13 protein-coding genes are annotated in these 19,392 nt (G+C 76.6%); 5 read left to right on the top strand and 8 right to left on the bottom strand.

Features of this window, described 5'->3' with window-relative positions; genetic code table 11:
* Nucleotides 1-22 precede the first annotated feature (22 nt).
* From QC029_RS02095 to QC029_RS02085, 3 genes are all read right to left on the bottom strand, one after another.
* Nucleotides 23-2,002 (bottom strand): GAF domain-containing protein, encoded by a 1,980-nt coding sequence (locus tag QC029_RS02095; RefSeq protein WP_279553548.1) that lies wholly within the window; start codon nucleotides 2,000-2,002, stop codon nucleotides 23-25.
* 103 nt (nucleotides 2,003-2,105) lie between these two features.
* On the bottom strand, nucleotides 2,106-2,951 hold the full coding sequence (locus QC029_RS02090) for a 3-hydroxybutyrate dehydrogenase (RefSeq protein WP_279553547.1): 846 nt from the start codon (nucleotides 2,949-2,951) through the stop codon (nucleotides 2,106-2,108).
* A gap of 55 nt (nucleotides 2,952-3,006) precedes the next feature.
* Nucleotides 3,007-3,486 carry an NUDIX domain-containing protein gene (locus QC029_RS02085; RefSeq protein ID WP_279553546.1) on the bottom strand — a complete coding sequence of 160 codons (480 nt, stop codon included), beginning with the start codon at nucleotides 3,484-3,486 and terminating at the stop codon, nucleotides 3,007-3,009.
* Between the two features lie 229 nt (nucleotides 3,487-3,715).
* Between QC029_RS02085 and QC029_RS02080 the strand changes: the two genes are divergently transcribed.
* Nucleotides 3,716-4,765 (top strand): O-antigen ligase, encoded by a 1,050-nt coding sequence (locus tag QC029_RS02080; RefSeq protein WP_279553545.1) that lies wholly within the window; start codon nucleotides 3,716-3,718, stop codon nucleotides 4,763-4,765.
* A gap of 29 nt (nucleotides 4,766-4,794) precedes the next feature.
* On the opposite strand, the gene QC029_RS02075 is transcribed toward QC029_RS02080, so the two are convergent.
* Nucleotides 4,795-5,586: an aspartate/glutamate racemase family protein gene (locus QC029_RS02075; RefSeq protein ID WP_279553544.1), complete on the bottom strand. Its 792-nt coding sequence runs from the start codon at nucleotides 5,584-5,586 to the stop codon at nucleotides 4,795-4,797.
* A 72-nt stretch (nucleotides 5,587-5,658) separates the two neighbouring features.
* Nucleotides 5,659-6,936, bottom strand: coding sequence for a TerD family protein (locus QC029_RS02070; RefSeq protein ID WP_279553543.1), 1,278 nt, complete (start codon nucleotides 6,934-6,936; stop codon nucleotides 5,659-5,661).
* 239 nt (nucleotides 6,937-7,175) lie between these two features.
* Between QC029_RS02070 and QC029_RS02065 the strand changes: the two genes are divergently transcribed.
* Together QC029_RS02065 and QC029_RS02060 are read left to right on the top strand one after the other, a co-directional pair.
* Entirely contained in the window at nucleotides 7,176-7,649 is a 474-nt protein-coding gene (locus QC029_RS02065; RefSeq protein WP_279553542.1) for a DUF6643 family protein, read from the top strand.
* A 36-nt stretch (nucleotides 7,650-7,685) separates the two neighbouring features.
* Nucleotides 7,686-8,513, top strand: coding sequence for an MOSC domain-containing protein (locus tag QC029_RS02060; RefSeq protein ID WP_279553541.1), 828 nt, complete (start codon nucleotides 7,686-7,688; stop codon nucleotides 8,511-8,513).
* A 477-nt stretch (nucleotides 8,514-8,990) separates the two neighbouring features.
* On the opposite strand, the gene QC029_RS02055 is transcribed toward QC029_RS02060, so the two are convergent.
* Entirely contained in the window at nucleotides 8,991-10,307 is a 1,317-nt protein-coding gene (locus QC029_RS02055; protein ID WP_279553540.1) for a helix-turn-helix domain-containing protein, read from the bottom strand.
* Nucleotides 10,308-10,571: 264 nt separating this feature from the next.
* On the opposite strand from QC029_RS02055, the gene QC029_RS02050 reads away from it, so the two are divergent.
* On the top strand, nucleotides 10,572-12,950 hold the full coding sequence (locus QC029_RS02050; RefSeq protein ID WP_279553539.1) for a phosphoketolase: 2,379 nt from the start codon (nucleotides 10,572-10,574) through the stop codon (nucleotides 12,948-12,950).
* A gap of 72 nt (nucleotides 12,951-13,022) precedes the next feature.
* Here QC029_RS02050 and QC029_RS02045 read toward each other — a convergent pair whose 3' ends face one another.
* The gene (locus QC029_RS02045) at nucleotides 13,023-13,925 is read right to left on the bottom strand and encodes a universal stress protein (protein WP_279553538.1); all 903 of its coding nucleotides are present in this window, start codon (nucleotides 13,923-13,925) and stop codon (nucleotides 13,023-13,025) included.
* A 433-nt stretch (nucleotides 13,926-14,358) separates the two neighbouring features.
* Between QC029_RS02045 and QC029_RS02040 the strand changes: the two genes are divergently transcribed.
* Nucleotides 14,359-16,785 carry a right-handed parallel beta-helix repeat-containing protein gene (locus QC029_RS02040; RefSeq protein ID WP_279553537.1) on the top strand — a complete coding sequence of 809 codons (2,427 nt, stop codon included), beginning with the start codon at nucleotides 14,359-14,361 and terminating at the stop codon, nucleotides 16,783-16,785.
* A gap of 93 nt (nucleotides 16,786-16,878) precedes the next feature.
* Here QC029_RS02040 and QC029_RS02035 read toward each other — a convergent pair whose 3' ends face one another.
* On the bottom strand, nucleotides 16,879-19,302 hold the full coding sequence (locus QC029_RS02035; RefSeq protein WP_279553536.1) for a hypothetical protein: 2,424 nt from the start codon (nucleotides 19,300-19,302) through the stop codon (nucleotides 16,879-16,881).
* Nucleotides 19,303-19,392: the final 90 nt, after the last annotated feature.

Below are 19,392 nucleotides of genomic sequence, written 5' to 3'. Positions count from 1 at the left end.
GACCGCCCGTCCCGCCGGGCGGTCAGCGGGCGACGGCGGAGGACATCCGGTACAGCCTCAGCGCGAGCTGCACCTCCAGGGCCCGCTCCGGGTCCTGCCAGTCGCTCCCCAGCAGCCGTCCGACCCGCTCCAGCCGCTGGGCCACGGTGTTGACGTGGACGTGGAGCACGTCCTTGGTGCGGGCCGGGCTGGCGCCGGACGCGAAGTACGCCTCCAGGGTGCCCACCAGGTCCGTGCCGCGGCGTCCGTCGTAGTCCAGGAGCGGGCCGAGGGTGCGGCGGACGAAGCCGTCGACGTCCCGGCCGTCGGCCAGCAGCAGCCCGAGGAAGCCCAGGTCCCCGGCCGCCGCGCCCTCGCCGAAGCGGCCCAGCAGCCGCAGGGTGTCCAGGCAGCGGCGGGCCTCGTCGCAGGCGGCGGCCACCGCTCCCGGGTCGGCGGCGGGCGCGGGCACCGGCGGGGAGGCGCCGACGGTGACGGGGGCGTGGACGGCCGCGCCGAGCTGGGCGGCTACCTGCCGGGCCGTCCCCCCGGGATCCCCGTGGTCCCCGGACTCCCCGGCGCCCTCCGCGTCGCGCAGCGGCAGCAGCAGGACGGTGCCGCCCTCGCGGGAGGCCGCCAGTCCGTGCCGGGTGGCCGCCAGGTGGGAGGCGGCCGACCACAGCCGCTGCCGGTCGGTGGTCTCCCGCTGCCCCGTGCCGCCGCCGGTGTCCAGCCGCGCGGCGAGGACGACATGGGGGACGTCGAGGTCGGCGCCGAGCCGGGCGGCGCGCTCGCGCAGCAGCCGGGGGTCACGGTCGGCGGCGTCCAGCAGGTCGTCCAGGAGTTCGCCGCGCACCCGCTGCTCGGCCTCGCCCGCCGAGCGGCGGGCGAGCAGCAGCAGGGAGGTCACCATGGCGGCGCGCTCGAGGGTGCGCTGGTCCGTGGGGTCGAGCTCGGGGTGGCCGCGCAGCACCAGCGCGCCCAGCAGTTCGCCGCCCGCGGAGACGGCCGCCACCCAGGCGTCCTCGTCGCGCACCGCGTGGCCGTCGCGCCGGGAGCGCTCGACGGCCCGGGCGGGAGCGCTCCGCTCCTCCTCGGGGAACTCCACGAACTCCACGCCGCCGTCGAGGATCTCGGAGACGGCGGCGGCCACGTCGCCGACGCCTCCGCCGCGCAGGACCAGTTCGGTGAGCCGGTCGTGGACCTCCGAGGAGCGTTCGATGGCGGCGCTGCGGTCGCGGATGATCGCGTTGGCGGCCTCCAGCTCGGCCATCGCCTCGCGGGTCTCGGCCAGCAGCCGGGCGGTGTCGATGGCGACGGCGGCGTGGGCGGCGAAGGAGGCCAGCAGGGCGACCTGCTCGCGGTCGAAGACGCGGGGGCGGCGGTCGGCGGCGAAGAGCACGCCGATCACCTCGCGGCCGAGCACCAGCGGCACCCCGAGGATCGCCACCAGGCCCTCGTCGCTGACGCCGGAGTCGATGTTGCGGGTGTGCAGGAAGCGCTCGTCGCGCATGTAGTCGTCGGTGACGTAGGGGCGGGCGGTCTGGGCGACCAGCCCGCCCAGCCCCTCCCCCATGCCCAGGCGGAGCTGCTGGAAGTGCGCGGAGACCGATCCCTCGGTGACGCGCATGGAGGTGTCGCCGGCCTCGGGGTCGTTGATGGTCATGTAGGCGACCTCGGCGCCGAGCAGGGAGCGGGCGCGCTGGACGATGGCGCGCAGCACGTCGTCCAGGTCCCGCATTCCGGCCAGGTCGTGCGCCGTCTCGAACAGGGCGGTCAGCTCCGCCTCGCGCCTGCGGCGCCCCTCCAGCTCGGAGCGCACCCGCAGGGCGAGGAGCCGGGCGCGGTCCGCCGCGGCGGAGCCGCGCGGTCCGGGCCGCTCGTACTCCTCGGCGGGCGCGCCGCGGGCGAGGAGTTCCAGGAACGCCAGGGGCGCGGCCTCGGCGGCGGGCTCGGGCGGGGGTTCGGGAGCAAGCTCGGGCGAGGGTCCGGGAGCGGGCTCGGCGGCGGGGTGCTCGGGCATGGGCACAGGGATACCTGCCGGTCGTACGGGCGCGCCAGGGTCGGTGCGTCGCGTGTGCGCTGGCATGCGCTTTGGATGCGCGGGCGTGCGCCGGGCGCACGGGTCAGTGCGCCGTCCAGCCGCCGTCCATCACCAGGGAGGCGCCGGTGACGAAGGACGCCTGCGGACCGCACAGGTAGGCGACGGCCTCGGCGACCTCCTCCGGCTCGATCAGCCGTTTGACGGCGGTGTCGGCGAGCATGATCTCGGCCACCACGCGGTCGGCGGGGATGCCGTGCGCCTCGGCCTGGTCGGCGATCTGTCTCTCCACCAGGGGGGTGCGCACATAGGCGGGGTTGACGCAGTTGGAGGTCACGCCGTGCGCGGCCCCCTCCAGGGCGACCACCTTGGACAGGCCCTCCAGCCCGTGCTTGGCGCTGACGTAGGCGGACTTGTAGGCGGAGGCGCGCAGTCCGTGAACCGAGGAGATGTTGACGATCCGCCCCCAGCCCTGGCCGTACATGTGGGGCAGGGCGCCGCGCACCAGGCGGAAGGGGGCCTCCAGCATCACCGTCAGCACGGCGTGGAAGACCTCCGGCGGGAACTCCTCGACGGGGCGGACCAGTTGCAGCCCGGCGTTGTTGACCAGCACGTCCGCGCCGGCGGCGGCCCGCTCGGCGGCGTCGAGGTCGGTGAGGTCGAGGTGGACCGGCTCCAGGGCGCCGGGCAGGCCCTCCGCCCGGTCGGCCAGCCTCCGCAGGCCGTCGGCGTCCCGGTCCACGGCGCGCACCTTGGCGCCGGCGGCGGCCAGCCGCAGGACGCAGGCCCGGCCGATGCCTCCGGCGGCGCCGGTGACCAGGGCGGTGCGTCCGCCGAGGTCCAGCGGCGCGGCGGGGACGCCGGGCGCCGGGCCGGAGGCTGCGGCGGAGGCGGGCGGGGGGACGGTACGCGGGGTTCGCGGCGCGGTCATGGCCAGCACCCTAGGCAGCGGCCGCTCCCCCACCGATGTGTGTCACGCCCACACTTCAGCCGTCCGCGGTGGTCTGGAACCACGTGGGTCCGTCGTCCTCCGCCCGCTTGATGCGCGTCAGCGCGAACTCCTCCAGGGGCGGCAGGGCGTCCGGCGCGAACCAGCCCACCTCCAGCGACTCCTCGTCGTTGACCCGTGCCCGTCCGCCGACCGCGCGGCAGCGGAAGGACATGTCCACGAACTGGCAGACGTCGCCGTTGGGGTAGCGGACCGGGGCCAGCGTCTGCACCAGCACCAACCGCTCGGGGACGACCCGGACGGCGGTCTCCTCGTACACCTCGCGGACCGCGGCGTCGGCGGGCTGCTCCCCGGGCTCGGGGATGCCGCCGATGACCGACCAGTGGCCGGTGTCGGCCCGCCGGCCGAGGAGGACGCGTCCTTCGTCGTCGAAGACGACCGCGCTGACGCCGGGCAGGAAGAGCAGCCGCCGCCCCACGCCGGCGCGCAGTTCGCGGATGAAGTCGGGAGTCGCCATGCGACGAGCCTACGTGCCGGCCGCCGGCCGCCCGCCGTCCCTCCGGGAGGTGTTCCCGGGCCGGTTCCCCGTGTCGGTCCCAGGGGCTACGGTGTCCCCCACGTCACGGCCCGCGGCGGGCGCCCGGAGGACTTCCGGGCCCGGCGCGGCGGCCGTCGGTCTCGGGGGGTCGCAGACGATGGCTTCACCGGCGCTCGGACCACTGTCCGTCGCACCGGAGCGGAGCGGCGTGCCGGATGTCGCCGGCGCCGCGGTTCTGGGCTGTTGCGCGGGCTGGGCACTGGTCTGCGCGATGGGGCGGGACGCCCGCCCGGAGGGGGTGCTGCTGGCGGTGCTGGCGGTCGCCGCCGGATACGCCTGCGGGCGGATCGGCGGTTCCGTGCTGCCGGCCGCCGCGCCCGCCGCCGCGGCGCTGGCCGGGCTGGCGTCCTTCGTCCTCTTCCCCGGCGGTTTCCCCGGCGTCCTCACCGGCACCCTTCCCGGTGGTTTCCCCGGCGGCTTCCCCAGCGGTTTCCCCGGCGTTCCGCCGCCGGATCCGTCCGCCGCCGCGCCGGGCGGCCGGGCGGGCGCCGACGCCGCGCTGGCGGCGCTCACCGCGGGCGCGGCCTGCTGCGCCGCGTGGGCCGCCGGGGACGGGCGGACGCGGCGGCTGCTGCACGCGCTGGCCCTGGTGGTCGCGGCGGTGGCGCTGGCGGCCGGCTCGCCCGCCGGGTGCGCCGCGGCGCTCGGGGTGCTGCTGTGCTCCCTGGCGGCGGGACGGGTGCGCCGCCGGCTGCCGGCGCTGGCCGCGCTGGCGGTGGCCGCGGCCGCCGTGGCGGGCGCCGTCTGGGCGGTGGCGGGCGACGCGCTGCCGCCGGAGCTGGAGAGACCGCTCCAGGGGCCGCTCACCGCACAGCGGGTCGCGTTGTGGGAGGAGGCGCTGGCCCTCGCCGTGGAGCAGCCGGTGCGCGGCGCGGGCCCCGACCGGTTCGGCGGGCCGGACCGGGCCGCCGCGCGGGCGGCGGTCCCGGACGGGAAGCCGCACTCGGCGCCGCTGCAGCTGGCGGCCGAGCAGGGGCTGCCCGGGGTGGCGCTGCTGGGCGCCGTCTTCGGCTGGCTGCTGCTCGCGCTGTACCGGTCGCCGCGCCCGACGCCGGTGGTGCTGGCGGCGGGCGCGGCGCTCACGGCACTGGCCGCGCTGGCGAGCGTGAGCAACGCGCTCAGTTTCAACCAGGTCACCGCGGGGGCGGGGCTGCTGGCGGGGCTGGCGACCGCCCGGGAGGGCGGGGACGTCCCGTAGGGCCGGCCGGGACCGGCGGACGCGTGCGCTCAGGCGGTCCGTACGGCGCGGTCCGCGGCCAGCAGCCGCCCCTCGGCGTAGCCGCGCGCGGGACCGGGCAGTTCGGTGGGCGTGCCGCTGTGGAGGACGGTCAGTCCTCCGGTGGGGGCCGCCTCCGGGTCCGGTTCCGCCCCGATGCGGCGCAGCGCCTGGGCGGCGACCGCGGCGGCCGAGCCGTACAGGCCGGGCTCGGGGACCAGCGGGGAGCGGACGGCGGCGCGGATGCGCTCGGCGACCAGCTCGTAGTGGGTGCAGCCCAGCACCACCGCCCGCACTCCGCGCGGGGTGAGGGCGGCGGCCGCGGCGACGGCGTCGTCGACGGCGGCCTCGTCGCCCTTCTCCACGGCGTCGGCCAGTCCGTGGCAGGGCACCTCGGCGATCTCGGTCCCGTTGCCGAACTCCGCGATGAGGCGGCGCTGGTAGGGGCTGCCGGTGGTGGCGGGGGTGGCCCAGACGGCCAGGGGCCCGCCCGCCGCGGCGGCCGGCTTGACGGCGGGCACCGTGCCGACGACCGGGACCGCGGGCTCCAACTCGGCGCGCAGCACCTGCAGGGCGTGCACGGAGGCGGTGTTGCAGGCGACGATCAGCGCGTCGGGTCCGTACGCGGCGGCCGCCCGCGCACAGGCCAGGGCGCGGGCGGTGATGTCGTCGGCGGTCCGCGGCCCCCAGGGCATGCTGTCGGGGGCGGACGACAGGACGAGGTCGGCGTCGGGTCTCGCGCGCCGCACCGCGGCGGCGGCGGCCAGCAACCCGATCCCGGAGTCCACGAGCGCGATTCTCACGGACAACAGCGTACGGGTACGGGGCGGCCGGGCCGCCCACCGGACGGCCCGGCGGGCGTCACGGGCGGGAGGTCACTTGCGGCCGGGCGTCCACTGCATGCCCCAGCCGTAGGCGTGGTCCACCGTCCGCTGCGGGCTCACCCCGCGCTCGGGGATCAGGTAGCGCGACTCGCGCCGGACGACGAGGTCGCCGCCCTCGTTGGTGAGCAGCGCGAGGGCGCAGACGGTGGAGGGGACGGTGCACTCGTCGAGGGAGAAGTCGACGGGGGCGCCGTGCTGCGGTGTGAGCGTCACCGTGGCGTGGAGGTTCGCGAAGCTGCGGGCGCCCTCGTAGATCGTGACGAAGATCAGGACGCGCCGGAAGCTCTCCTTGTGGTCGAGGTTGACGGTGAGGTTCTCGCCCGTCTCCACGGCACCGGTGCGGTCGTCGCCGTCGAGGTGGATGTAGGGCGGCTGGTGCAGCGCCCCGAAGGCGTTGCCGAGTGCCTGGACGACCCCCTTGCGGCCGTCGGTGAGCTCGTACAGGGCGCACAGGTCCAGGTCGAGGTCGGCGTGCATCGCCATGGCCCGGCCCAGTTTGCTCCCCCAGCCCTTGAAATGCCTGTGCACCTGCCAGTTGAGGTTGACCCGCAGCGCGCCGGAGGTGCCGCCCTGCTTGGTGAGGGAGACCGTGGGCGCCTCCTTGGTCAGGGTGACCTTCGACAGCCGCACGGGCCGCGGCGGCGCCGGCGGCGGTACGGGGGCCGCCGCGGGAGCGGGCGCGGGCGTCGGAGTGGGGGCGGGAGCGGGCGTCGGAGTGGGCGCGGAGGGCGGCGCCGTGCTCCGCGGCTCGTCGACCGTGATCCCGAAGTCGGTGGCGAGACCGGCCAGTCCGCTGTCGTAGCCCTGGCCCACGGCCCGGAACTTCCAGGCGCCCTGCCTGCGGTACAGCTCGCCGAGGACGAAGGCGGTCTCGACGGTGGCGTCCCGGCTGTCGAACCGGGCGAGTTCGGCGCCGCTGCCCGCATCGAGCACCCGCACGTACAGCCCCGGCACCCGGCCGAAGGACCCGCCGTCCGCGGAGGCGGCGACGACCACCTTCTCCACCTCGGGCTCGACGCGGGCCAGGTCCACGCCGAGGGTGTCGCTCACGGTGTCCCCCGCGGGGCGCCTGCCCTCGTGCCGGACGGCGCCGGAGGCGTGCCGCGGCTGGTTGTAGAAGACGAAGTCGCCGTCCGAGCGGACCCTGCCCGAGGCCAGCAGCAGCGCCGAGGCGTCCACGTCCGGAACCCCCGGCCCGGTGCGCCATCCCACCTCGACCCGGACCGACTCCGCCGGGACCGGAACGTTGGCGCCTTTGAGCATGGTCATGCTTTCCCCTCCGTGGCCGGGCCGTCCGCGCTCGTCGCGCTCCGCCGGCTCACCAACCTATGCCACCGGGCGACGCCTCGGGAGCGGTGCGTAAACCGGTGTTTTCCGCGCCTCGACCAGCCGGAATGACCGCTTTGCTCACCTTTGGCCACAGCCGCGGCCGATGACCGCGGAGAACCCGTCAAATGACCTTCATATCGCTCTCCCCAACCGGCACATCGTGGGCTTAACTTATGAGTATGACGTCCCCCCGCAGCACCTACGGCGGTGGCTACTACAGCGCGCCGTCCTTCGCTGACACCCCGATCTACGACAGCCTGGTCGCCGAGCGGGGTACCCCTCAGATCGCGCCCATCCGTGTTCCGGCGTCGCCGTACGAGACCTCGGACCACCTGCCCGCCCTCCCGTCCGCGCTGCCCGCGCTGCCCTCCGGACCCTCCTACCAGCCGCAGCCGGCGCCGCCGCGGGGTTACCCGGCTCCGGCCTACCAGCAGCACGCGCCCGTGCAGCAGCCCGCACCGCTGCAGCAGGCGCCCGCGCCCTACATCCCGCAGCAGGCCACCGCGCCGCGCGGCGGGTACGGCTACCCGCAGCCGCAGCCGCAGCAGATGCGCCCGGTGCCGCCGCGGCAGGTTCCGACGCCCGCCCAGAGCCCCTACCCCGGTTCGTACGAGGAGCCGTACGGCCACTCGTACCAGGGGCGTGGTTACTGACCGCCAACTGTCGGACCCGGGTGGCAGGATGGACGCATGACCACGTCCACGCTGGCCGCGCTCAACCTCTACCCGGTGAAATCGCTCGCGGGTGTCGGCACCGCCCGTGCCGTCGTGGAGCCATGGGGACTGTCCGGGGACCGGCGCTGGATGGCGGTCGGTCCTGACGGCGCACCGCTCACCCAGCGCGGGCACCCGCGCCTGGCGCTGGCCGCCGCCGAGCCGCTGCCCGGCGGCGGCCTGCGGCTTTCCGCTCCCGGGATGCGCGCGCTGACCGTCGAGGTGCCGGATCCGGCCGCGGGCCCGGCCGTGGTCGAGGTGTGGCGCGCCAAGGTCGAGGCGGTGCCCGCCTGCGACGAGGCGCACGACTGGCTGACGGAGTACCTGGGGACCGACGCGCGGCTGGTCCACATGGACGCGCCCGAGCGCCGGCGTCCGATCACCTCCTCCCACGGCCTCCCCGGCGAGACGGTGAGCTTCGCCGACGCCTTCCCGGTGCTGCTCACCACGGTGTCGTCGCTGGACGCCCTCAACCTGCTGATAGAGCAGGGCGACCATCCGGACGAGGGCCCCCTGCCGATGGACCGCTTCCGGCCCAACGTGGTCGTCGAGGGCACGCCGCCCTGGTCGGAGGACGGCTGGCGCCGGGTCCGGATCGGCGCGGTGACCTTCCGGGTGGCCAAGCCCTGCGGCCGCTGCGTGGTGACCACCACCGACCAGGCCACGGCGGAGCGGGGCAAGGAGCCGCTGCGCACCCTGGCCAGGCACCGCCGCTTCGGCGACCGGCTGGTGTTCGGGCAGAACCTGGTCCCGGAGAACACCGGCACCCTGCGCACGGGCGACCGCTTCGAGGTCCTGGAGTGACGCCGGATTGATGTCGGGTTGATGTCGGATTGACGCCCGGATTGACGCCCGGATCGACGAGGACGCCCGGCGTCCCCTGACCGCTCGGAGCGGGCCGTCCCGTGCGGGCGGGGCCGGGGCACGCGGCGACGGACGCGGAAGATGGCACGGCGGGGCGCGGTGGGGGTTCCGCACACGTCGGACCCCGACCGGACGCCGTTCGTCCTGCTCGCCGTCAAGCAGGTCGTGCGGCCCCGCCGTGCCACCCGGACCGTCCGGGAGGGAGCGCCGCTCCACGCCCCGCTCCCGGCTGCGCACCGCCCGCGGGAGCGGTCCCTCCCGGCACCGGCGGCCACGGGGGTGACCGGCCCGGGCGAGGCCCGGGCACCGCCGGGCGGCCGGGAGTCCTTCCGAAGGCGTCCCCGCGGAATGGGACACGGGGGCTCCACCGCGCCGGTCCGCCCGTGGGCGGCCGAACGGCGGAGGCGCACCGCCACGCTAGGGGACGGGAGGTTGCGGGAACGTTGCGCCCGGGCGGAGCGGGCCGCCGGAGGTGCGCGGGCCGAGCCCGTAGGCGTCGCGCAGGGCCCGCAGCCGGGCGCCGGGCACCGCCCTGGCCTCCGGGGGCAGCGTGCCGACCAGCGCCTCCCAGGCCTGGAGGTCGTCCTCGCCCCAGGGGGTGCGCACCCAGGTGTCCAGCAGCGCCGGGTCCCGGCGGGCGGGCAGGGCCTGCCGCAGCCGGTCCTCCAGCAGCCGCCGCAGCCGTACGACACCGGGGGCCTCGGACAGCGGCAGCAGCGGACCGCGGTAGGCGGCCAGCGCGGTGGGCAGGTCGTCCGCGTCCAGGGCGTCGGCGACCGTGTCGTGGTCGGTGCGCACCCGGCCGGTCAGGCGGTACGGGCGGGAGGCCAGCAGCGGCCCCAACATCCCGCGCAGCCGCGACAGTTCGGCGCGCAGGGTGACGGGGCTGACGTCGCGCTCGCCGTAGAGCTCCAGGGCGAGCCGGTTGCCGGGCAGTCCGTCGGGGTGGGCGGCGAGCAGCAGCACGATCTCGCTGTGCCGCCGCCCCAGCCGTACCGGCGGCCCGGCCCGGCCGGTGTGGAACAGGGCCTCGTCGCGTCCCAGGGCCTCCAGGAGGCGGGGCGGGGCGGCGGCCGGCAGGAGGGAGGCGAGCTGCGCCTCGGCCGCGCGGGCGGTGGCCTGGACGAGGGCGAGGCTGTGCGGGGAGGCGAGGTGGTCGCCGCCGGAGATGTCCACGGCGCCCAGCACCCGGCGGGTGCGCGGGTCGTGGACGGGGGCCGCGGCGCAGGTCCAGGGCTGGACGGGGCGGCAGTAGTGCTCGGCGGAGAAGATCTGGACGGGGTGACCGACGGCGAGGGCGGTGCCGGGCGCGTTGGTGCCGGCGTGGGGCTCGGTCCAGCGGGCGCCGGGGACGAAGTTCATCCGCTCGGCGCGCCGTCTGGTCTGGGTGTGGCCCTCGACCCAGAGCATCCGGCCGTGTTCGTCGCACACCGACAGCAGATGGGCGCCGTCCTCGGCGATGGCACCCAGCAGTTCCCGGAACAGCGGCATGACCCGGGCCAGGGGGTGCTCGCGGCGGTGGGCCGCGAGATCGCCGCCGGCGAGTTCGACGGGGGGCGTGTGGTCCGGTCCGACCGACGCCCTGGCCGAACGCCGCCAGGAGTCGGCTATCAGATGGCGCACGGGCGCCCCGATCGCCCCCTCGGCCAGGAATGCCTCGTGGGCGCGGCGCACCGCTCCGGCTCGTTCGGCCGGGTCCGCACCCGCCTCCAGCGCCAGCCATTGATTGAGCACGCCCGCCATCGTGCTGCCGGGGGTGCCGCCCCGGCAACCGGATGGCGAGCGCGGAGTGTCGTGCGGGGCGCGCACCACGGTGCGCGATCCCCGTCCGGGCGGCGCGTACGGGTGTGGCCGGCCGTCCCGAGGGGGACACGGGCCGGGGCGCCGCACGCCCCGGACCTCGCAACCGCGAGGGCTCCGGAGAACGACCGGAGAACGACCGGAGCACGACCGGAGAACACCCGACGGACGCCGACCGGAGCCACGAATGGAGGGCCCATGCAGACGCACCCCCCGCTCACCGACCGCCAGTGCGCCGAGCTGGACGCGCACTGGCGCGCCCTGAACTACCTGGCCGCGGGCCAGCTCTACCTCCGGGACGACCCGCTGCTGCGCGGGGAACTGCGGCCGGAGCACGTCAAACCCCGGCTGCTGGGTCACTGGGGCACCTGCCCGGGGCTGGGTCTGGTCTACACCCATCTGAACCGGGTGATCAACGAGCGCGACCTGGACGTGCTGTGCGTGTGGGGGCCGGGCCACGGCGCCCCCGCGGTGCTGGCGGGGAGCTGGCTGGAGGGCACCCTCGGGGAGTTCTGGCCCGACATGGGACGCGACGAGGCGGGGATGGCACGGCTGTTCGGGCGGTTCTCCTTCCCCGGCGGGCTGCCCAGCCACACCTCCCCGGTGGTGCCCGGGTCGATCCAGGAGGGCGGGGAGCTGGGCCACTCCCTGTCGCACGCCTACGGCGCCGCCTTCGACAACCCGGACCTGCTGACCGTCTGCGTCGTCGGGGACGGCGAGGCCGAGACGGGACCGCTGGCCGCCTCCTGGCACTCGAACAAGTTCCTGGACCCGGTGCACGACGGCGCGGTGCTCCCCGTCCTGCACCTCAACGGCTACAAGATCGCCAACCCCACCGTGCTCTCCCGCGTCCCCGAGGAGGAGCTGGACGCCCTGCTGCGCGGCTACGGTCACGAGCCGCTGTACGTGACGGCCGGCCCCGGCACGCCGCCCGCCGTGGCGCACCGCGCCCTGGCCGCCGCCCTGGACACGGCGCTGGACCGGATCGCCGCGATCCAGCGGGCGGCCCGCCGGGAGGGGGCGGGCGGACGGCCCCGCTGGCCGGTGGTCGTGCTGCGCACCCCCAAGGGCTGGACCGGCCCGCGGGAGGTGGACGGCGACCCGGTGGAGGACACCTGGCGCTCCCACCAGATCCCGGTGAAGGGCGTGCGCGAGGACCCCGGCGGCCTGCGCGTGCTGGAGCGGTGGCTGCGCTCGTACCGGCCCGGTGAGCTGTTCGACGACTCCGGCCGTCCCCTCCCCCACGTGCTGGCGCACGTGCCGCGCGGGGAGCGGCGGCTGGGGGCCTCCGCGCACGCCGACGGCGGCCGGCTGCGGCGGCCCCTGCCCCTGCCCGGTCCGGAGGCCTTCGCGGTGCCGGTGGACAAGCCCGGCTCCTCCGTCCACGAGCCGACCCGGGCGCTGGGCGGGATGCTGCGGCAGGTCTTCGAGGACACCGCCGAGCGGCGCGACTTCCGGCTGACGGCCCCGGACGAGGCCGAGTCCAACCACCTCCAGGACGTCCTCGACGCCACGCCCCGCGCCTGGCAGGGCGCCTCCCTGGAGACGGACCGCGGCCTCGGCCCGCACGGCCGGGTGGTGGAGGTGCTCTCCGAACACCTGTGCCAGGGCTGGCTGGAGGGCTACACCCTCACCGGGCGGCACGGGGTCTTCAGCTCCTACGAGGGGTTCTCCACCGTCGTGGCGAGCATGGTCACCCAGCACGCCAAGTGGCTGCAGAGCGCCCGCGAGGTGCCGTGGCGGGCCCCGGTCCCGAGCCTGAACTACCTGCTGACCTCGCACGTCTGGCGCCAGGACCACAACGGCTTCTCCCACCAGGACCCCGGCTTCGTCGACCACGTCCTCACCAAGAGCCCCGAGGTGGTGCGCGCCTACTTCCCGCCGGACGCCAACACCCTGCTGTGCGTCGCCGACCACGTGCTGCGCACGACGGACACGGTGAACGTGGTCGTCGCGGGCAAGCAGCCGTGCTTCGACTGGCTCGGCCCGCGGGAGGCCCGCGACCACTGCGAGCGCGGCGCCGGCGTCTGGGAGTGGGCCGGGACCGAGCGGCCCGGACGGGAGCCGGACGTGGTGCTGGCCTGCGCCGGGGACGTGCCCACCCAGGAGACGCTGGCCGCGGCCGCGCTGCTGCGCGAGCACCTGCCGGAGCTGGCGGTGCGCGTGGTGAACGTCGTGGACATCGCCCGGCTGATGCCGGAATCGCGGCACCCGCACGGGCTGCCGGACGCGGAGTTCGACGCGCTCCTCACCCGCGACCGGCCGGTGGTCTTCGCCTACCACGGCTACCCGTGGCTGATCCACCGGATCGCCCACCGCGCCGGCCTCCACGACCGGCTGCACGTGCGCGGCTACCGGGAGAGCGGGGCGACCACCACCCCGTTCGACATGGTGGTCCGCAACGACCTGGATCGCTACCGGCTGGTCATGGACGTGATCGACCGGGTGCCGGGGCTCGCGGCCCGGGCGGCGGGGCTGCGCCGGTCGATGCGGGAGGTGCGCGACCGGCACCACGACTGGATCCGCGAGCACGGCACCGACCTGCCCGAGGTCGCCGACTGGCACTGGCCGGGCTGACGGGTCCGGCCGGACGGGCGGAGCCGGTCGGCGGAAGCGGTCAGGCGGCGGAAGCGGTCGGGCAGCGGGAGCTCAGGCGGTGGGGACGAGCACCACCGGGCAGTGGGCGTGGTGCAGCACCGCGTGGGTGACCGGGCCCAGGTGCGCGCCGAAGCGGCGGTGGCGGCGGTGGGCCGCCAGGACGACCAGGTCGGCGGACGCGCTGGCCTCGACCAGCGCGTGGCCGGGGCCGGCGTACACCGTCTCCACCCGGGCGTCGACGTTCGGGTGGGCCTCGCGCAGTCCGGTGACGGCCTCCAGGGGAACGCTCTCCTCGTAGCGGGCCTGCTCCTCGGCGATCTCCTCCAGCACCCGGGTCGGCGGGGGCACCATGACGCCGGGGTAGACGGGCAGCTCCCACGCGTGCAGGACGAGCAGCGCCGCCGCCCGCCGCTCGGCCTCCTCGAAGCCGTAGCGCGCCGCGCCGGTGTCCGCCGGGTGCTCCACGCCGACGACCACGGTGTGGCGGGGGCGTTCGTTGTCGCCGCGCACGACCATCAGCGGCCCCTCGATGCGCGCGGCCGTCCGCAGGCTCACCGAGCCCAGCAGCAGCCCGGTGAACCCGCCGTGCCCGCGGGTGCCGACCACGGTCAGCGCGGCCCGGCGCCCGGCGCGCAGCAGCGCGGTGACGGCGGTCTCGTCGGTCGCGGCCGGCTCGACCTCCAGTCCGGGGGCGCTCTCCCGGGCCCGTTCGGCGGCCGACTCGGCGATGAGCCGGGACTGCCGCCGCAGTGCCCGCCGGTGCTCCTCGCCGGCCCCGTCGGCGGCGCCCTCGGACACGGCGATCCGGTGGGCGGGCGCGCCGCACAGGACCTCCAGCGGCGCGCCCCGCAGGACGGCCTCCTCCACGGCCCGGTCCAGGGCGCGCAGGGAGTGGTCCGAGCCGTCGACGCCGACCACGACGGGGGGCTGGGTGGAGCGGTTCACTGTCCTCACGTCTCCGGGGGAGGCGGCCCGCGGGCCGCGGCGGGTGCGGGTGTGTGAGGACCACAGTCCCCCGCGGCGGGCGGATCAGACCCCTGCCGCTCCCGGAGGGCGCCGGGCCGGCCCCGGGGCCTCCGGGGCCTCCGCGCCGCCTCCCCCTCGCCGCGGGGCCGCCGGCGGTTGCGCGGGCCTCCCCGGGGCCGCGGTCCGCGCCCCTTTTCGTTCACCCGTTCACCCGCCCACCCGCGCGCCCCGGGCGGGTGAACGGGGGCGTGCCGGACGGCCGGACGGACGTGGACCCGGCGGGGCGGACGCGCGCCGGACCCGTACCGGCCCCGGCGGGCGGACCGGTCATCCCATCGGTCCGGCACACGCTACGGTGGTGCATCCGGATGCGCGCGACAGCGCGATCGACGTTCGCACGAGGTTTGGGGCAAGGCGGTCCATGGCACAGGGCTTGGTCCAGGTGACGCACACCAGCTCGTCGCGGTGGCGGCGCCGCACGGGAGACTACGCCACCCTCTCCGCCGCCCTCTCCGCCGCCGGTGACGGGGACGTGCTGACCGTGTCCCCCGGCACCTACCGCGAGAACCTGGTGATCGAGCGCGCCGTCACCCTGCGCGGTCCCGAGCGCGCGGACGCCGGTTCGGTGCGCATCGCCCCCACCGACGGGGTGGCGCTGACCGTGCGCGCCACGGCGGTCGTGCGCGACCTCCAGATCGAGGGGCAGGACGCGGCGGCGCCCGCGCTGCTGATCGAGGACTGCGTCGCCGAGCTGTCCGGGCTGCGGGTGATGACGCGGTCGGCGTCCGGGATCGAGGTGCGGTCGGGAGCCCGGCCGACCCTGCGCCGCTGCACCGTGGACAACCCGGCCGGGCTGGGCATCAGCGTGAGCGGCGGCGCGGGCGGGCTGTTCGAGGAGTGCGAGGTGGTCGCGGCCGGGCAGTCCGGCATCGCGGTGCACGACGGCGCACACCCCCGGCTGGAGCGCTGCCGGATCCACCACGCCTCGGGCGCCGGTCTGTCGCTGTCCGGTGAGGGCAGCGCGGTGGAGGCCGTGGGCTGCGAGGTGTACGAGATCAAGGGCGCCGGTGTGCAGGTGGCCTCCCGGGCGGCCGGGCACCTCACCGACTGCCGGGTGCACCGCACCTCCGCCGACGGCGTCACCCTGGACACCGACGCGGTGCTCACCCTCGCCGACTGCGAGATCCACGACATCCCGGAGAACGCGGTCGACCTGCGCTCGCGCTCGGTGCTGACGCTGACCCGCTCCACGGTGCGCCGCTTCGGACGCAACGGGCTGTCGGTGTGGGACCCGGGCACCCGCGTGGACGCCAACGGGTGCGAGATCCGGGAGAGCACGGGCGACTACCCGGCGGTGTGGGTGAGCGACGGCGCCTCGGCCCTGCTGGACTCCTGCCGGGTGCACGACGTGCCGGACGCGCTGTTCGTACTGGACCGGGGCTCGCGGGCCGACGTCCTCGACAGCGATCTGGCGCAGGTGCGCAACACGGCGGTGTCGGTGAGCGACGGCGGGACGGTCCAGCTGGACGACTGCCGCATCCGGGAGGCCACCACCGGCGCCTGGTTCCGCGACCACGGCAGCGGCGGCACCCTGGCGAACTGCACGATCGACGCCGCGGGGACGGGGGTGATCGTCACCAAGGGCGCCGACCCGGAGATCGAGCGCTGCACCGTGACCGGCCCCTCCGAGGCGGGCTTCTACGTCTCCGCCGAGGGCCGGGGCACCTTCTCCGAGTGCCGGGTGACCGGCTCCCAGGGCTACGGCTTCCACGTGATCGACGGCTGCCGCACCACGCTGCGCCGCTGCCGCACCGAGCGGTGCGCACGCGGGGGCTACGAGTTCGCCGACGGGGTGCCCGTCGCCGAGGACTGCACCAGCGACCGGAGCGCCGCGCCCGTCGCGCCCGAGCCCGGGCCTCCGGCGGTCCCGGCCGTCCAGACCGCCGGCCTGCTCGGCGGCATACCCCAGCAGTCGGCCGCGCCCGCCCCCGGCGGGGCGCCCGGGGGGCCGGGGGAGCCGGAGAAGCCGGCACGGCCCTCGAAGGAGGTGCTGGGCGAACTCGACGCGCTGGTGGGCCTGGAGAGCGTCAAGCGGGAGGTGCGGGCCCTCATCGACATGATCGAGGTGGGCCGCAGACGCCGGGAGGCCGGCCTCAAGGCGGCCTCGGTGCGCCGGCACCTGGTGTTCACCGGTCCCCCCGGCACCGGCAAGACCACGGTCGCCCGGCTCTACGGGGAGATCCTGCACTCGCTCGGGGTGCTGGAGCGCGGCCATCTGGTCGAGGTCTCCCGGGTGGACCTGGTGGGCGAGCACATCGGCTCGACGGCGATCCGCACCCAGGAGGCGTTCGACCGGGCGCGCGGCGGCGTGCTGTTCATCGACGAGGCGTACGCCCTCTCCCCCGAGGACTCCGGGCGGGACTTCGGCCGGGAGGCGATCGACACCCTGGTGAAGCTGATGGAGGACCACCGCGACGAGGTGGTCGTCATCGTCGCCGGCTACACCGCGGAGATGAGGCGCTTCCTGGACGTCAACCCCGGTGTGGCCTCCCGGTTCTCGCGGACCATCGCCTTCGGCGACTACACGCCCGAGGAGCTGCTGCGGATCGTCGGGCAGCAGGCGGAGGAGCACGAGTACCAGCTCGCCGAGGGGACGGCCGAGGCGCTGCTGGCGTACTTCACGGAGCTTCCCAAGGGACCCTCGTTCGGCAACGGCCGCACCGCGCGGCAGACCTTCGAGGCCATGGTCGAGCGGCACGCGGGCCGGGTCGCCCAGCTCGACGACCCGGACACCGACGCCCTGACGCTGCTCCACCCCGAGGACCTGCCGCGGGGTCCGCGGCACTAGTTCCGGCCCCCCGGCCCCGGTTTCCCGGGTCACGGGCGGTCGCGGCGCGACCGGCGGCTCCGGGCGGGGAGTCCGCCCGGAGCCGGCACGGCGCTAGCCCCGCTCGGGCTGGGCCGGTACGCAGGGCGCCTCGCGTCCGGCGGCCAGCCGGTCCAGCCGGTCCAGCAGCTGGGCGCGTTCGGCGTCGAAGGCGGGGTCGGCCTGGTAGTCGCCGTGGCCCAGGACCGGTGCGGGCAGCGGGTGCTCGGGGGTGCGGCCGTAGTGCAGCGGGTCCTTCAGCGGGCCCCGGTCCACGTCCGGACCGTCGTCCTGCGCCACCATCACCGGGCCGCCGATCGGGTCGGTGAGCCGCCACAGGTTCCGCCAGCAGTCCACCTCCTCGCTCAGGGCGCGCAGCGGACCGGGGCCGAAGCAGGCGGGGAACCAGCGTCCGTAGAGCCGCTCCAGCGGGGAGCCGTAGGTGAGCAGCGCGACCCGTCCCCGGGTGTCCGGGTCGAGCTGCCAGACGGCGGCGGCGGCCAGCACGCTGCCCTGGGAGTGCCCGGAGATCACCAGCCGGCCGCCGGTCCGCGCGGTCCAGGTGCACATCCGCCACGTCAGGTCCGGCACCGCGCGCTCGGCGTAGCAGGGCGGGGCGAAGGGGTGGGCGGCGCGCGGCCAGAAGGTGCCCACGTCCCACAGGATGCCGATGGTGCGGCGGGCGGCGGCGTCGCGGTAGGCGCGGCGGCCCATCGCCACCAGCACCACCACCATCGCGCCCATCAGCCAGGAGCCGAGCGCCTGGACCGTCTCGGCCAGGGCGGGCAGCGGGCCGGGCCAGGAGGCCGCGGCCGGACCCGGCGGCAGGCCGGTGCGGGCCGCGCCCGCCAGGGCGCCGGCTCCCAGCAGCACCGTGGTGACGGTGACGGAGGCGATCAGCACGGGCGCGGAGTCGGTCAGCCGGGCCCAGGCGACCGCGCGGGCGATCTGGCGGCTGCGGGACTCCAGTTCGCGGCGCTCGCCCTCGTAGGAGTCGACGACCCGCGGGGTGAGCCGCCGGCGCGTCCGCTCCGCCCGCACCGCGGCGCCCAGCGCGAAGGCCACCACGACCAGCAGCAGGACGGGGATCACGGCGGCCTGCCAGCTCAGCAGCACCGGCGGCCCGGCGATGGCGCCGCCGGCCACGCCCGGGGTGCCGTCCTTGTCCAGCCAGTCCGCCACGCGCTGGGCCACGCCGCCGGTGAGCACCCCGCCGAGCGCGCAGGCCAGTAAGGCGACCGCGGCGCCGCCCATCCCGCCCATGGCGCACCGCCCGGCGCACGAGCCGGGCGGCGCCGCCCGGTGCAGGACGTACGCGGTGGCGGCGATGGCGGCCGTCAGCGCGCCCTGGAGGAGCGCGAGCCAGGCGAACACGCCGGTGCCGGGCAGTTGGGCGGAGGAGGACCAGCCGGGGCGCTCCCAGGCCGCGTACACGGCGGTCAGCGCGAGCACGCCGAGCGCGGCGCCCGGCAGGATCTTCGAGGCCCACCGGTCGATCCGCTCGTCCGGTTCGGACTCGGTGCGGCCCTTGCGGACCGCGACCAGCACGGTCGCCGCCCAGCCCGCCGCGACGGCGGCGGACAGCGCCCAGCCCAGGGCCTCCGGTACGGCGGCGCCGCCGGGCCGGCGGTCGTGGGCGACGGTGGCGGCCAGCAGGGCGGTGGCCACCGTGAGCAGCCCGGCGGCGGTGTGGGCGGCGCGCAGCCGGGAGACCAGGCGACGGCCGTACCAGAAGCCCGGCAGGGAGAGCGCGGGCCGCTCGCCGCCGGGCAGCGGCCGGGCCGGGCCGGGCGGGCGCGGGGGCGGCGAGGCGGACTCGTAGGCGCTCCAGGTGCGGTGCGACAGCCACCACAGCAGTCCGGTGAGGGCGGTGGGCACCAGCGCGGCCAGGACCAGGCGGCGCCCGGGCGCCGACCACCAGCCCCCGGCGAGCGGCCCGAGCCAGGACTTGCCGCGCGCGCAGCGCTCGGAGCCGGCGCACTGCCAGGCCGCGAGGTCGAGCGCGACCTCGCAGGCGGCGGCGGTGAGGAGCACGGTCAGGGAGAGCGCCACCAGCCGCACCAGGACGTCGTAGATCCGCTGGCCGAGGTGGCGGGCGGGGGCGGCGGGGCGCATCCAGTGGGCGAGGTTGGCGACCATGAACGGCAGCAGGAGCAGCCACAGGGCGCGGGCGCTGTTGCCGGAGGTGAGGTTGGACCAGCAGTACGCCTCGGGGATCGGCCGCCGCCGGGCGCGGTCGGCCGCCGGTTCGGCACCGGGGTCGGCCGACAGGTCGGCGGTCAGTCCGCCGGAGTACCTCCCGAGGCGGTCCTCGGCGTCCGCGTCGTCGGTGCGGCGGTGGATGCCTGCGGTGTCGTCGCCGGTGATCCGCACCGTGCGCGGATCGCCGAGCATCTCCTGCGGTGTGGTGCCGCCGACGCCGTGCACCAGGAGTTCCAGTGCCGGTTCCCCTGGATCACGGCGCGGCCCCGCCGGTGGTCCCGGCCGGTTCTCGGACATGCTGCCCTCCCCCGATCTGCGTGTGTCCCCGTCGTCCGCCGCGTTCTCCGCGACGGCATCCAGGATGGTGGTTCCGGGGCCCCGGGCGCA

Origin of the sequence: Streptomyces sp. DH37 (assembly GCF_029813835.1) — a bacterium.
GTDB lineage: Bacteria > Actinomycetota > Actinomycetes > Streptomycetales > Streptomycetaceae > Streptomyces.
Note: the sequence above shows the minus strand (reverse complement) of the source record. Positions and strands in the feature narration are given on the sequence as shown.